The organism is Deltaproteobacteria bacterium (genome assembly GCA_005879535.1).
In the GTDB taxonomy this organism is placed as follows: domain Bacteria; phylum Myxococcota; class Myxococcia; order Myxococcales; family 40CM-4-68-19; genus 40CM-4-68-19.
The window spans coordinates 37,562-51,532 of the sequence record VBKI01000054.1 but is presented as its reverse complement, the minus strand read 5'-3'; the positions used below and the strand labels follow the sequence as shown (position 1 = coordinate 51,532).

The following is a 13,971-nucleotide window of genomic DNA, read 5'->3' as shown; positions in this document are numbered from 1 at the left end:
ACATGCTCGTCGAGCGCGCGCGTCCGGCCTCGACTTCTGGTTGTTCGGGTGTTGACGCAGTTCGGTAAGCCTGGCCTTCCGGGATCCGGTATGCTCGGCGCACACTCGGAGATTGCGCATGGCGCCAGGGGAAGCGCTCACCCAGATCGGCTTCGGCCGCACCGCAAGGCGCGACCGGTGGTGGACGTCGCCGCTGCTCACCTTCCTCGGGCTCGGCTCGTTCGTCGTCTACACCACCTGGGCGGCGCTCCAGGGCAAGCACTACGCCTACGGCAACTACCTCTCGCCGTTCTATTCGCCGGTCCTGTTCGGCGACGCTCCCCACGCCTGGTTCGGACCCCAGCCGGGGTGGTGGCCAGGGTGGCTGCTCTTCACCCCCGCAATCCTCATTCTCTGGGCGCCCGGCGGGTTCCGACTCACCTGCTACTACTACCGCGGCGCGTACTACAAAGCGTTCTGGGCCGACCCGCCCTCGTGCGCGGTGAGCGAGCCCCGCGCGCGCTACCGCGGCGAGGCCTCATTGCCGCTCGTCCTGCAGAACGCGCACCGCTACTTCCTCTACCTGGCGTTGCCATTCCTGCTCATTCTCGCGCACGACGTCTGGAAGGCGATGTGGTTCGAGGGCCCGTCGGGACAACGCTTCGGAATCGGCCTTGGCACGCTGGTCCTCGCCGCCAACGTCGTTCTCCTCGGCGGGTACTCTCTCGGCTGCCACTCCCTGCGCCACGTGGTGGGCGGAGGTCTCGACCGGCTTTCCGGCTCGCCAGCGCGGCGCACCGCGTACGACTGCGTGAGCTGCCTCAACCGGGGGCACATGTCCTGGGCCTGGGCCAGCCTCTTCGGCGTGGCGCTCGCCGATCTCTATGTGCGGCTTTGCTCGATGGGGGTCCTCAGAGACTGGAGGATCCTCTGAGCGCGCAGGTACAGACCCACGAGCACGACGTTCTCGTGATCGGCGCGGGGGGCGCCGGCCTGCGAGCGGCCATCGAGGCTTCGGCCGCAAAGGTATCCGTCGGGCTGGTCTGCAAGTCGCTGCTCGGGAAGGCGCACACCGTGATGGCCGAGGGCGGCATCGCGGCGGCCCTCGCCAACGTCGACGAACGCGACAGCTGGAAGGTCCACTTCGCCGACACCATGCGCGGCGGGCAGTACGTCAACAACTGGCGCATCGCCGAGCTGCACGCCAAGGAATCTCACGACCGCGTGCGCGAGCCCGAGGCCTGGGGAGCGCTCTTCGATCGGACAAAGGACGGCCGCATCCTGCAGCGCAACTTCGGCGGACATCGCTATCCGCGGCTGGCTCACGTGGGCGATCGGACCGGCCTGGAGATGATTCGTACCTTGCAGGACCACGGCATCCACCAGGGGATCGACGTGCACATGGAGTGCACGGTCGTCACTCTGCTGCAGGACGGCGACCGCGTCTGCGGCGCCTTCGGGTATGACCGCGAGCGCGGCCTGCTCCACGTCTTTCGCGCCGGCGCCGTCGTTCTCGCCACCGGCGGAATCGGCAAGGCCTACAAGATCACCAGCAACAGCTGGGAATACACCGGCGATGGCCACGCGCTCGCGTACGATGCCGGCGCGGAGCTGATGGACATGGAATTCGTCCAGTTCCATCCCACCGGCATGGTCTGGCCGCCCAGCGTGCAGGGGATCCTGGTCACCGAGGGAGTGCGCGGCGAAGGCGGGGTTCTGCTGAACAAGGAGGGCCGCCGCTTCCTCTTCGACGACATCCCCGAGAACTACAGTAGCCAGACCGCCGCCGACGAGGACGAGGGCTGGCGGTACACGCAGGGCGACAAGAGCGCGCGAAGGCCCCCGGAGCTGCTCACACGCGATCACGTCGCCCGCTGCATCGTGCGCGAGATCCGCGAGGGTCGCGGGAGCCCGCACGGCGGCGTGTTTCTCGACATCAGCTGGATCAAGCGCCGGGTGCAGAACGCCGAGCAGGTGATCAAGAAGAAGCTGCCCAGCATGTACCACCAGTTCATGAAGCTGGCGGACATCGACATCACCAAGGAAGCGATGGAGGTGGGTCCGACCACGCACTACATCATGGGCGGAGTGCGCGTCGACGCCGAGACGCAGGCGTCCACCGTTCCGGGACTCTTCGCAGCTGGAGAATGCGCCGCCGGCCTGCACGGCGCGAATCGGCTGGGAGGAAACTCGCTCTCCGATCTGCTGGTCTTTGGTGAGCGCGCCGGAGCTCATGCGGCACGCTTCGCGAAGGATCATCGCACGGCGCGCATCGATCAGGCGCAGGTCGACGAGGCGGCGCGCCGCACCCTGGCGCCCTTCGAGCGCGAGGTGGTCGGCGACGGTGTGGGACCGTACCGCATCCAGCACGAGCTCCAGGAGATGATGCAGGAGCTGGTCGGTATCGTGCGCCGCGAGGAAGAGATGAGGCGGGCGTTGGAAGAGCTGGCAAAGCTGCGCGAGCGCGCCTCCCGCGTCCGCGTCGACGGAAACCGCGCCTACAATCCGGGCTGGCACACCGCGCTCGACTTGAGCGCGCTCCTCACCGTCTCCGAGGCCGTGGCTCGCTCGGCGCTGGAGCGGCGCGAGAGCCGCGGCGCTCACTTCCGCGACGACCTGCCCAAGCCCGATTCGGCTTTCGGCAAGCTAAACGTCGTGGTGAAGAAAGGTAGCGGCGGGGAAATGCGCGTCGAGAGAAGGCCAATTCCCGAAATGCCAGCGGAGCTGAAGCAGATCATCGAGCAGATGAAATGAAGGCCACCTTCTCCATCTGGCGCGGCGATGCGCAGGGCGGTGCCTTCCGCGACTACGCCACCGAAGTTTCCGAGGGCATGGTGGTACTCGACGCGGTCCACCGCATCCAGGCGGAGCAGGCCAACGATCTGGCGGTGCGCTGGAACTGCAAGGCGGGCAAGTGCGGCTCGTGCTCGGCGGAGATCGACGGACTTCCCCGCTTGATGTGCATGACGCGGCTCAGCGATCTGCCTCTCGAGCGAACGATCTCGATCGCGCCGATGAAGACGTTTCCGAAGATCAGGGACCTGGTCACCGACGTCTCGTGGAACTTCGACGTCAAGAAGCGGATCAAGAAGTTCAAGCCCCGGCCGCCCGACGCGCCCGACGGCACCTGGCGCATGGCCCAGGCCGATATCGAGCGTGTGCAGGAGTTCCGCAAGTGCATCGAGTGCTTCCTCTGCCAGGACGTCTGCCACGTGCTCCGCGAGCACCAGCTGAACCAACGGTTCATCGGGCCGCGCTTCTTCGCCTACGTGGCGGCGCTGGAGATGCACCCGCTCGACACCGAGGACCGCGTCGCGGAGTTGAAGGAAGCGGAGGGGATCGGGCTCTGCAACATCACCAAATGCTGTACCCGGGTCTGTCCGGAAGACATCAACATCACCGACAATGCCATCATCCCCCTCAAGGAGCGGGTCGTGGATCGGATGTACGATCCGCTCGTCAGGCTCTTCCGGCTCTTCCGCACCTGAGAAAAGGAGCGCGCCATGTTCGAGCTCAAGCCAATCAGCACAGCGGCAATTCCCCGGGCGGTTGCCAAGGCGGAGCGATACCGCCTGCTCAACGAGCCGCAGGAGGCGGAGAGCATCTGCCGCGACGTCCTGCGCGTGGACGAGGACAACCAGGAAGTCCTCACCATGCTGCTCCTCGCCCTGACCGACCAGTTCGGCAAAGGCATCGCCGGCGGCATCGAGCAGGCGAGCAAGGTGCTGGCGAAGCTGCGCGGGGAGTACGAGCGCGCTTACTACGCGGGGGTGATCCGCGAGAGGTGGGGCAAGGCGCAGTTGCGTTCCGGCGCCCACCACGGCCTGGCTTCCGGCTTCTTCACCGAGGCGATGCATTGGTACGAGAAGGCGATGGCCTCGAGCCCTGCTGGAAACGACGATGCCATCCTGCGCTGGAACGCCTGCGTCCGCTTCCTCGAGCAGAATCCGCAGCTAGGGATCGATACCGCGGAGGCTGCAGGCGAATCGGGTTTCCCGGACGGCGCCCCGGCGCGGTAACCGCCGGGGGGTAGCCGCTGCCGCGCCGGACGCGGCTTTGCGGCTATGGCTTTGGGTTGTACACTCTTGTGCCATGGCGAGCATCGAGCGCCACGTGACCCGCGAAGTTCTGGGTCTCGATGCCAGGGCCGCTTGCCGCGAGGCGGCGAAGCTGATGGCGCAAAAGCGCATCGGCGCCGTCGCGGTGTTGCAGGGCGGCAAGCCCGTCGGGCTCGTGAGCGAGCGCGACCTCGTCTACAGCGTGCTCGCGGAAGGCGGCCACTGCGACGGCTCCATCGCCGATGCGATGCGGCGCGATCTCCCCTCGGTCTCGCTCAGCACCTCGGAGAGCGAGTGCGCCGATCTGATGCGCGTCCACTTCACCCGGCACCTGCTCGTCGTCGACAAAGGCGAGATGGTGGGGATCATCTCCATGCGCGACGTCATCCAGCTGATGCTCGACGAGAAGCAGTGGCTGGTCGACGAGCTGCAGATCTACATCTCCGGCCGGTAATGGCCCATGAAAGTGGCAGTCCTCAAGGAGATCGTCGCCGGGGAGAAGCGGACTGCAGCGGTCCCGGCGACGGTCGAGAAGATGGTCGCCGCCGGGATCGAAGTAAAGATCCAGGCCGGAGCGGGTCTGTCTTCTGGTTTCTCCGACGGAGACTATCGGGCCGCGGGCGCCGCCATCTCGCCTGACGCGGACGGAGTGGACGTCGTCCTCAAGGTCCAGCGCCCTGTCGAGCAGGAGCTGGAGGGCATTCCCGAGCGCGCCGCACTGATCGCCTATACGCTGCAGTCCCGTGGGGATGCGGGGTACGTCGAGAAGCTGAAGCGGCGGCACATCAGCGCGCTTTCGCTCGATCTGTTGCCGCGGATCGCGCGGGCCCAGAACATGGATGTCCTCAGCTCGATGGCGAACATCGCCGGCTACAAGAGCGTGCTACTGGCGGCCAATGCGCTGGGGAAGTTCTTCCCCATGCTCATGACCGCCGCGGGGACCGTGCTGCCGGCGCGGGTCTTCGTCCTCGGCGCCGGAGTCGCAGGGCTGCAGGCGGTGGCTACTGCCCGGCGCCTGGGCGCCGTGGTGAGTGCCTTCGACATCCGCCCCACCGTCAAGGAGCAGGTCGAAAGCCTGGGCGCGCGATTCGTCGGCGCGGATCTCGACCAGCACGCCGAGGACGCGAAAGGCTACGCAAAGGAAGTCAGCGCCGATACCGCCCGCAAGGAAAAGGAGCTCCTGCTCGAGGAAATGAAGGCGACCGATGCCTGCATCACCACCGCGCTGGTCCCGGGCAAGCGCGCTCCCGTCCTGGTGACGGCACAGATGGTGGAAGCGATGCGGCCCGGGTCGGTCATCGTTGACGTTGCGGCCGAGCAGGGCGGCAACTGCGAGCTGACCGAGGCAGGGAAAGAGATCGTCCATCAGGGCGTGACCATCATCGGACCGATCAACATTCCCAGCGCGATGGCCTTCCAGGCATCTCAGCTCTACTCGCGCAACGTCCTCAATTTCCTCATGCACCTCTACGACAAGAAGGCGGGAAGGATGTCGCTCGATCCCGCCGACGAGATCGTCAAGTCCTGTCTCATCGCGCACGCCGGGGAGGTACTGCTGCCGGCGTAGGGGGGATTCCATGATCGACCTGGGGTTGATCGGCGACCTGTACGTCTTCGTGCTGGCCGGGTTCCTCGGCTACCAAGTCATCTCGCGGGTGTCGCCTCTGCTGCACACGCCGCTGATGTCGGCCACCAACGCGATCTCCGGGATCTCGCTGGTCGGATCGCTGGTCGTCGCCGGAGCCGGGTACAACGAGGTCAGCACGTTGCTCGGCTTCGTCGCCGTCACGGCATCCACCATCAACGTGGTGGGCGGATTCCTCATCACCGACCGGATTCTGAAGATGTTCCGCGCCGGCAAGTAGATGCAGCGCAACCTGCTCCAGCTCTTCTATCTGCTCTCCGCGATCCTCTTCGTGATGGGATTGCGCGGGCTGAGCCATCCGAAAACGGCGCGCCGCGGGATGTTCCTCGCCGAGTTCGGGATGCTGCTCGCCATCGTCGGAACCCTGCTTCACCACGAAATCATCGGCTACAAGTGGATCGCCGCCGGACTGGTGCTGGGAACGCTGATCGGCGTGCCGATGGCGATCTGGATCCCGATGACCGCCGTCCCCCAGCGCACGGCGCTTTCGCACTCCTTCGGGGCGCTGGCTGCTTCGTTGATCGGCATCTCCGAGTACTACCGGCACGGGGCGGCGCTGGGCACGGTGCGGGTCGGCGTGATCGGCGTGGAGGTGATGCTGGGTTCCTTGACGTTCACCGGTAGCTTGATGGCGGCGGGGAAACTGCAGGGGCTCATCCGCGGATACCCGATCACCTACAAGGGACAGAATTTCTTCAATCTCTCCATCCTGGCGGCGATGCTGGCCCTCATCGTCGCCCTGATGTTCATCCCGGCGTCGACGACCGCTTTCTATTCCCTGGTCGGGCTCGCCTTCTTCTTCGGCGTGATGCTGATCCTGCCCATCGGCGCCGCCGACATGCCGGTGGTGATCGCCCTCCTCAACTCCTACGCCGGGCTCACCGACGCCGCGATGGGATTCATGCTCGACAACAAGATCCAGATCATCACCGGGTCGCTGGACGGATCGTCCGGATTCATCCTCTCCATCCTGATGTGCCGGGCGATGAACCGGTCCATCACCAACGTCCTGTTCGGCGCCTTTGGCAAGGTCGTGGAGCAGCCAGCCGGCGCGCTCGAAGCAAAGAAGCCCATCCGCCAGTGCTCGATCGAGGAAGCGGCGGAAATCCTCGGCACGGCGCGAACGGCCGTCTTCGTCCCGGGATACGGCATGGCGGTCTCACAGGCCCAGCACAGGGTGCGCGAGGTGGCCGACGTGCTGAAGAACAAGGGCGTCACGGTCCGCTACGGCATCCACGCCGTCGCGGGCCGCATGCCAGGCCACATGAACGTGCTGCTCGCCGAGGCCAACGTGCCCTACGACGAGCTCTACGACATGGACCAGATCAATTCGCAATTTCCGGAGACCGACGTCGTGGTCGTCGTCGGCGCCAACGACGTCGTCAACCCCGCCGCCAAGCGGCTGCGCGGCAGTCCCATCTACGGGATGCCCATCCTGGAGGTCGAGAAGGCGAGGGTGGTCATCGTCTGCAAGCGTAGCCTGGCGGCGGGGTTCGCGGGGATCGACAACGAGCTCTACTACGGCGACAAGACGCTGATGCTCTTCGGCGACGCGAAGGAGACGATGGTCAAGCTGACCGCGGCGCTGAAGGAGTAGCACGTCACCCTCAACTCTGGTTCCCCGACCGCCCAAGCTTCGACCAGTCGATGCGCCAGGCCTTGCCCATGGGGATCCAGACCAGGGGCCGGCGGCTCTCCGGCGGTGTCGCCAGCGCGAGATGGTACAGGTCGTCGACCCGGGCGTGGAAACCGCGCGTATGCGGCGTGTCGGGAAAGCCCAATCCCTCCCGATCGAGGTGGTGGCAGAACTCGTGCAGCAGCGTGTGCAGGAGCCCGCGGTAGGATGTCACCTTGCCGAGCACGGCGGTGCGCATCCAGATCCGGATCCGTTTCTCCTCGAAGTCGTAATCGCCGAACAGCTCGGAGTGTCCGCCTTCCCAGACGCTCCGTGGCCTCGCCCCGAGAACGCGCAAAGTCGGCCGGCTGACCCCGTAGGTCCGAGCGAGCAGTTCAAGGACGGATTCGCCCTCGCCCTTGACGCCCCGTGCGTCGCCGGTGCCGACCGCTTTCGCGAAGAGCGCGGTGCATGTCTGCAGTTCCCTCGCGTCCGGGAGCGGCCCGAGCCTCGTGAGCGCGTCGCTCTCGTCGAATTGCTGACGCGCCCTGCGGCTTCGTGGAGGCCGGTCCGTGATCACGCCGCGGTCAAGCCCGATGGGCCGCCAGGATCGCCGCCGCCGATCGCTCGACGTCCTCCCGCGCCGTGCTCCAGTTGCACACCGAGATGCGCATCAGCGTCCGCCCGTGCCAGACCGTGCCCGAGAGCCAGCACGTGCCGTCGCTCTGCACGCGCGAGATGACCTGCCGGGTCCAGCCGTCGCCTTCCTCGACGGAGGAGCCGGGGTGCTCGAAGCGTACGAGAACTTGATTGAGCACCACTTCGTTCACCACGGTCACTCCAGGCGCCGCGGAGAGACGCTCGGCGAAGAGGCGGGCGTGCTCGCAGCAGCGCTCGACGAGAGCAGCGATGCCGGCGCGGCCGAGGGAGCGGAGCGCTGCATAGACGGTGAACCCTCGTGCCCGGCGGGAGAACTCCGGCGTCCATTCGTAGTTGTCGCGATCGGTGCTCGACCGCTGCAGATAGGCCGCGGTCCGCGCCATGGCTGCGCGGTGGGCGGCCGTGTCGCGCACGAAGGCGAGGCCGCTGTCGTACGGCACGTTCAGCCACTTGTGCGCGTCCGTGGCCCACGAGTCGGCCGCCGACACGCCCTCGAGCAGGTGGCGGAAGCGCGCGCTCGCCGCTGCCCAGAGGCCGAAAGCGCCGTCGACGTGCACCCAGGCGTTGCCGTGTGCGCGCGCCAGCCGCGTGATGTCGCGAAGCGGATCGAAGGAGCCGGTGTTCACGTTGCCTGCCTGGGCGCACACGATGACGGGAGCGCCCTCGGCACTTCGGAGCGCATCGCGCAGGGCGTCGGGCAGCATGCGGCCCTGACCGTCGCTCTTCAGTTCGGCGACGCTGGCATCGCCCAGGCCGAGGAGTCGCAGCGCGCCGTGGACGGTGACGTGCGCTTCGTCCCCGGCCAGGACAACGATGCGCGGCGCGCCGTTGAGTCCCTCCGCGGCGACGTCCCATCCGGAGCGCGCCAGCACCGCCTGCCGCGCGGCCGCGAGGCAAGTCGTGTTGGCCATCTGCCCACCCGTGACGAAGCCCATGCCCGTCCCCTCGGGCAAGCTGAACAATTCACGCAGCCAACCGAGCACCGTCTCCTCGACGACGGCCGCCGCAGGCGACAGCACGAAGAGGCCGGCGTTCTGGTCCCACGCGCTCGTCAGCCACTCGGCGGCCAGCGCCGCCGGCACGCTGCCGCCGATGACGAAGCCGAAGAAGCGGGGACCACCGGTGGCAACGATGCCCGGGTCGGCGTTGCGCGCCAGTGCCTCGACCACGCGCGCGGCCGGCTCGCCCTGATCGGGCAGCGGGCCAGCCAGCGCGGCACGCATCGCCGCCGCATCCGCAGAGGCGCCGACGGGCCGCTCCGGGAGCCCCTGCAGATAGCGAACTGCGGCGGCGTAAGCGGCATCCAGAGCTGAGCGATCCATTGTCCGCCCCTTTCAAGTTCGCACTGTTGTAAGCGGCCCGATGCCGGCGCGCCGCCATCACTCGAGGACCGCCAGGTCGAGCTCGCGGAAGCGCTCGGGATCGCCCACCACCTCGATCCGCGCAATCTTCCCGTTTGCGAACGTGAAACGGAGCACCCGGAACAGCCGTCCGCGCGGAGCGAGGACGACTCCCACCGCGCCGTTCACGAGCACCGGCCGTGTGAACCGCGCACCGCGAGCGAAGTTGACCGCGCCCCTCGCCCAGTTCCGCGCACCGCGGACTTCCCTCGGCCCGCCTGGAGCAACGGCGGCCGCGTCCGCCCGGACCACGAGGTCCGGGTCGAGCACCGCGAGAAGCGCGTCGAAATCGCCGCCCCGCAGAGCGGCGAGGAAGGCGTCCACGACTTCCCGCTGACGCGCGAGATCGGCGTCGGAAACCGCCGGTCCGCCCTGCACGCGGCGGCGAGCGCGGCTCGCAAGCTGCCTCGCCGCGGCCGGCGAGCGTCCGACGATGGGAGCGATCTCTTCGAAAGGGACTGCGAACATGTCGTGCATCACGAAGGCGAGACGCTCAGCAGGATTCAGCCTGTCGAGCACCACGAGCAGCGCGAGTCCCACCGAGTCGGCGAGGAGCGCTTCCTGCTCGGGATCGATCGGACCCTCGCGACCGACGGTCGGCTCGGGCGACTGCGGACCAACAGGATCCTCGGGCCGCGCCTTGCGAGAGCGCAGCATGTCGAGGCACACCCGCGCCACCACCGTCGTCAGCCATCCCTTGAGGTTCTCAACCTCGCTCGTGTCGGAACGGCTGAGGCGGAGCCAGGCCTCCTGGACGGCATCGTCGGCCTCGCTCAACGAGCCGAGCATCCGGTACGCCACCGCCCGCAGATGCGGCCGGCTTTCCTCGAACGGTCTTCCCAGAGTGTCGCGTTCGTCCACGTCACATCCTTTGCCCCTCATCCGTCATGGCATTGACGGATGCAACCCAACCGATGTGACAAGGAGACAGTGATGCAAGCACGGATGAAGAACCCGGCGATGATCGTTCCCAACGCGATGCAGGCTCTCCACGCCCTCGGAGCGTCTGCGGAAAAGGGCGGCGTGCCGTCGCGGACGCTCGGCCTCGTCCAACTGCGAGCGAGCCAGATCAATGGCTGCAGCCTCTGCGTCGACATGCACCCCCGTATGCTCAAGCAGGCCGGCGAAACGGACGAGCGCCTCTTCGCGCTGGCTGCATGGCGGGACGCGCCCTACTTCAGCGACGCCGAACGCGCCGCGCTCGCTCTCACCGAGGCCATCACCCGGCTCAGTGACCGGGCAGACCCCGTCCCCGACGAGATCTGGAAGGAGGCGACCCGGCACTACGACGAGCGGGCGCTGGCGGGGCTGATCCTCTCGATTGCCACCATCAACGTCTGGAACCGCCTCAACGTCAGCACCAGGCAGGTGGCGGGCTCGGGGCCGGGCTGAGCGCACGGCCGGCGCCGGGGAGGGTCAGCGGGCAGCTTGAGGCGAGTTCGACGGTGGCGTCTCGTATTGCGGCCGCGGAGGATCCCGTTCCACCTCCGACGCCGCCCGATGAGCCCAGACGAATTCGGGCTGTTCGGGGTTGCGGCACTCCAGAGCCACCCGGTACCAGGCCCGCGCGTTGCCCAGGTGGAATTTCCGGGCAGCGTGCACGCCAAAGTAGTACGGCGCCTCGCACGGCCGTGAACCCTCTGTCGCCGCGTCCGCGATCTCTTCTTCGCCGTCCTCGCCGAGCACGTACCGCGCGAGCTGCACTTCCCAGCTCTCGTACGCGCCGGGAAGCCCGAGGAACCGTGCAAGCCGTGCCTTCCACCGGGCCAGCGGATCGGAGAGGTCCTTCTGAAGCGCGTCGCGGCGCGCACTCCGCTCGCCGCGACGAACCATCGAGGCGGCACGCAGCAGCGTGAGGCGATCGGCAAAAGCCGGGTCCAGCGGCCTGTTGGGAAACAGCTCCCACAGGGCGTCGTCGAAGCCTCCGCCGTACGCTGCGGCGGCGAGCTCGTCGTCCACGAGGTTGGGCTGCGTGCGCAACCATGCCTCTGCCGCCGGCGCGCCTTTCGCCGCGCGCGACGCGCTCCATGCGCTGAGCAGGACGCCTGCGTTCTTCTCGGGGGGCACCTTCTGGCTGAGCAGCGCGGACACCTCGAAGGCCTGCGCGGCCGCTCCTGCTTTCGCCAGAGGAGGTACAAGCTCGACAATCGACTCTGGCCGGATTCCGGCCTGGAGCAGCGCTTCGATCGCGTGTTTCGCGTCGGCCGCGGGACGCCCGCGGAAGACGTCCGCGAATCGCGCGCCGAGCTCGCGGAAGTCCCTGCGCGTGAGGCCGGCGGGCGGATGCGCGAGGATGTCCGCGGCGCCGGCGTCGTTGTGGCTCCACCACCGCACCTCTGCGATTGTGACAGCGGTCTCGGCGTACGGATGACGGGCGAAATGAGCGAGCAGCAGGTTTTCCGCGTCTTCCTTCTTGCCCAGCTTGGCCAGCTGCACGCACGCAATGCGGTAGGCGCAAACCGCTTCGGTGGGAAGCGCGCGCTCGACCATGGCGAGGGCTTCTTCGTGCTTGCCCATTCCGTCGAGTTGATGGGCCGCTTCGCACCTCGCGCCTGCCACCCGGAACGAATCGTCGTCTCCGTACGCCCGCAACAGGTCGAGCGCTACGGAGAGGCCGGCGGGACCTGCCGGGTCGTGGATGGTCCGGATGCGCAGCTCACGTGTCTCCAGGTCCGCGGGTCGCTCGCGCGAGAGACGTGACAGGACGATCGACGCCCATCCGTTCCGTTCATCAACCAGCATCCGTGCCGCCTCGAGCCTCGCGGCGAACGGAAGTCTTTCGTCGAGGCCGAGCTCTTTGACCCGGAAGAGATCACCGCGCTGCTTCCAAAGAGCCGCTTCGTCGCCAAGGTACTTGCCGGGCGCGTCGTCGACGATGCTCGCAGCCAGGCGCCCGAACCGATCGAGATCGCGCGCATGGATTCGAAGTACCTCCGCCCAGACGAGGCGGCTGAGCGGTCGGGAATCGAAATGGCGCAACGCCACCCGAACCGCCTCGATCATCCGTGGATCCGGCGGTTCCGACTGCCTCGCCAGAGCGTCGAGCAGGTCCGCGGCGGCGCGCGCGCCGGGCAGTTTCGAGCTGGCCAGCGTCCCGTACGCCTCGTCGAGGCTCCCTCGATCGGCGGCGATCCTCGCCTTCAGCCAGCGATTCAAGGGCCCCGCCGCAGGGAGGGGCCAGGTGCCGAGCTCGTCCGCGAGGCCCGAGGCATCGTTGCGTAGAACGTAGCCGGAACGGGCCAAGCCGAGCAGCGCCGATCCAGTAGCCGCTGCGTACCAGGCGCTCGTATCCGCTGCACGCCACAGTGGGCCCGCATACGTCGTATCTGCCTGTTGGAGATCCGTCGCAAGCCGCGCCCGCAGATCTTCGTTGTTGCCGAGCGTCTGCAACGCCGAGTTCCGCGCCGTCATCAACGCCCTCAGTGGTTCGACATCCGTCGGAGCTGTCGGGCGCACGTTTTCCAGCTCAGCCAACGCGAGCGCCGGCAGCGCGTCGCTCGCGGCGGCCACGACCTGGAGATCGGTGTCGATCAGGAACTGGCCGACGGCGGGAATGGAGACGTGTTCATTGTCCCGCGCGGCGCCGATGAAGCGCAGCAAAGCCTTCTCGTCCGCGTCCTGCATCAGCCAGCGAAAGAAGAGATGGCGATCGCCTGCATTGGCATCTTTGCGTCGCGCTGCCTCGGCAAGCTTGCGCCGATCGGGCGCGAGGAATGCATGGAGCGCCGGCTCCTCCTCGGCGGGAGCGAGAGCGCGCGCCGCGCCGAAATATCCGAGTGCGAGCGCGAGGACGGCCCGCTGGCCGCGACCGTCGGCTCCCGCGGCCGCGTCGGCCGCGCTGAGCGCGATGGCGTGGGCGTCGAGGCGATCGTCCGCGTCGAATGCTCGCGGCAGCTGAAGCATGAGGGCGGCCGTGGCAGACGCAGCGTCGTGGAGAACGGTCGCCCCGTGGTCGCCTTTGGACCATCGGGTCTGCGCATCACGGATGGCCGCGAAGGCTTCCTTGTGCCCGCGCACCGCCCGAATTCGCGGAGCCTTGCCGGTGACCTTCTGGGCCGCGACCCACTCTTTGGCAAGCGGAGCGAGAGCGTTCATCAACTCGGGAAAATCCGGCAGCTCGCCAATGCGTCCGAATTCCCGTCCTCCGCGAGAGAGGATCCAGCCGCCGTTCGCAAAACTTGCCGCGACGTCCGCGTCCGCCAGCTCGCGCGCCGCGAGCAGGAACCTGCGGTCGGGTTCCAACCGCAGCACTTCGTCGAGAGCAAGGCGACGCTCCAGTGGGTGCGGAGGCAGGGGCTGCGTCTTGAGACCCAGCTTCCCTGCGGCATCGTTCTCCGCGGCGCTTTGCTCGCGGTTCCATTGGTCGTCCCTCAGCTTTCGCTCGCGCCAACGCCAGGCATTGACACCCACCGTCGCGCTGGCGGCGAGGAGGAAGAGGGCGATGAAGATCGCGATGCGTTTCATGAGGGCGTCCTCCACGGTAACGCAAGCTGATTGGTCGTCGAAACAAGTGCCGCGCGCACGAAGTGTGACCAGCACCGCGCAGGACGCACCCGTGTTGCGCGCGAGCGCGCTACGGCATCTAATGAGCGTGAAATTGGCCCCCTGTTTGCC

General features: G+C 67.5%; 10 protein-coding genes and 1 pseudogene. 7 read left to right on the top strand and 4 right to left on the bottom strand.

Going from position 1 to position 13,971, the window contains the following annotated elements; translation table 11 throughout:
• The first annotated feature begins 90 nt into the window (after window positions 1-90).
• The 6 genes and pseudogenes from E6J58_08335 to E6J58_08310 all read left to right on the top strand — a co-directional run bounded on the left by E6J58_08335 (window position 91) and on the right by E6J58_08310 (window position 7,279).
• A complete protein-coding gene (locus E6J58_08335; protein ID TMB38836.1) occupies window positions 91-2,733 on the top strand; it encodes a fumarate reductase/succinate dehydrogenase flavoprotein subunit in 2,643 nt (880 codons plus the stop codon).
• Window positions 2,730-3,467 carry a succinate dehydrogenase/fumarate reductase iron-sulfur subunit gene (locus tag E6J58_08330; GenBank protein ID TMB38835.1) on the top strand — a complete coding sequence of 246 codons (738 nt, stop codon included), beginning with the start codon at window positions 2,730-2,732 and terminating at the stop codon, window positions 3,465-3,467. The genes E6J58_08335 and E6J58_08330 overlap by 4 nt, the downstream gene beginning before the upstream one ends.
• Before the next feature lie 15 nt (window positions 3,468-3,482).
• Entirely contained in the window at window positions 3,483-3,998 is a 516-nt protein-coding gene (locus tag E6J58_08325) for a hypothetical protein (GenBank protein TMB38834.1), read from the top strand.
• 73 nt (window positions 3,999-4,071) lie between these two features.
• A pseudogene (locus tag E6J58_08320) lies at window positions 4,072-5,604 on the top strand (Re/Si-specific NAD(P)(+) transhydrogenase subunit alpha).
• 10 nt (window positions 5,605-5,614) lie between these two features.
• Window positions 5,615-5,902: an NAD(P) transhydrogenase subunit alpha gene (locus E6J58_08315; GenBank protein TMB38833.1), complete on the top strand. Its 288-nt coding sequence runs from the start codon at window positions 5,615-5,617 to the stop codon at window positions 5,900-5,902.
• Complete coding sequence (locus E6J58_08310; GenBank protein TMB38832.1) at window positions 5,903-7,279, top strand: NAD(P)(+) transhydrogenase (Re/Si-specific) subunit beta; 1,377 nt, start codon at window positions 5,903-5,905, stop codon at window positions 7,277-7,279.
• A 10-nt stretch (window positions 7,280-7,289) separates the two neighbouring features.
• Here E6J58_08310 and E6J58_08305 read toward each other — a convergent pair whose 3' ends face one another.
• From E6J58_08305 to E6J58_08295, 3 genes are read right to left on the bottom strand one after another with little or no spacing between them, the layout of a single operon-like run.
• A complete protein-coding gene (locus E6J58_08305; protein ID TMB38831.1) occupies window positions 7,290-7,877 on the bottom strand; it encodes a hypothetical protein in 588 nt (195 codons plus the stop codon).
• Window positions 7,878-7,884: 7 nt separating this feature from the next.
• Complete coding sequence (locus E6J58_08300) at window positions 7,885-9,279, bottom strand: aspartate aminotransferase family protein (protein ID TMB38830.1); 1,395 nt, start codon at window positions 9,277-9,279, stop codon at window positions 7,885-7,887.
• A gap of 57 nt (window positions 9,280-9,336) precedes the next feature.
• The gene (locus tag E6J58_08295; protein ID TMB38829.1) at window positions 9,337-10,218 is read right to left on the bottom strand and encodes a sigma-70 family RNA polymerase sigma factor; all 882 of its coding nucleotides are present in this window, start codon (window positions 10,216-10,218) and stop codon (window positions 9,337-9,339) included.
• A gap of 72 nt (window positions 10,219-10,290) precedes the next feature.
• On the opposite strand from E6J58_08295, the gene E6J58_08290 reads away from it, so the two are divergent.
• The gene (locus E6J58_08290) at window positions 10,291-10,749 is read left to right on the top strand and encodes a carboxymuconolactone decarboxylase family protein (protein TMB38828.1); all 459 of its coding nucleotides are present in this window, start codon (window positions 10,291-10,293) and stop codon (window positions 10,747-10,749) included.
• A gap of 24 nt (window positions 10,750-10,773) precedes the next feature.
• Here E6J58_08290 and E6J58_08285 read toward each other — a convergent pair whose 3' ends face one another.
• Complete coding sequence (locus E6J58_08285; GenBank protein TMB38827.1) at window positions 10,774-13,821, bottom strand: hypothetical protein; 3,048 nt, start codon at window positions 13,819-13,821, stop codon at window positions 10,774-10,776.
• Window positions 13,822-13,971: the final 150 nt, after the last annotated feature.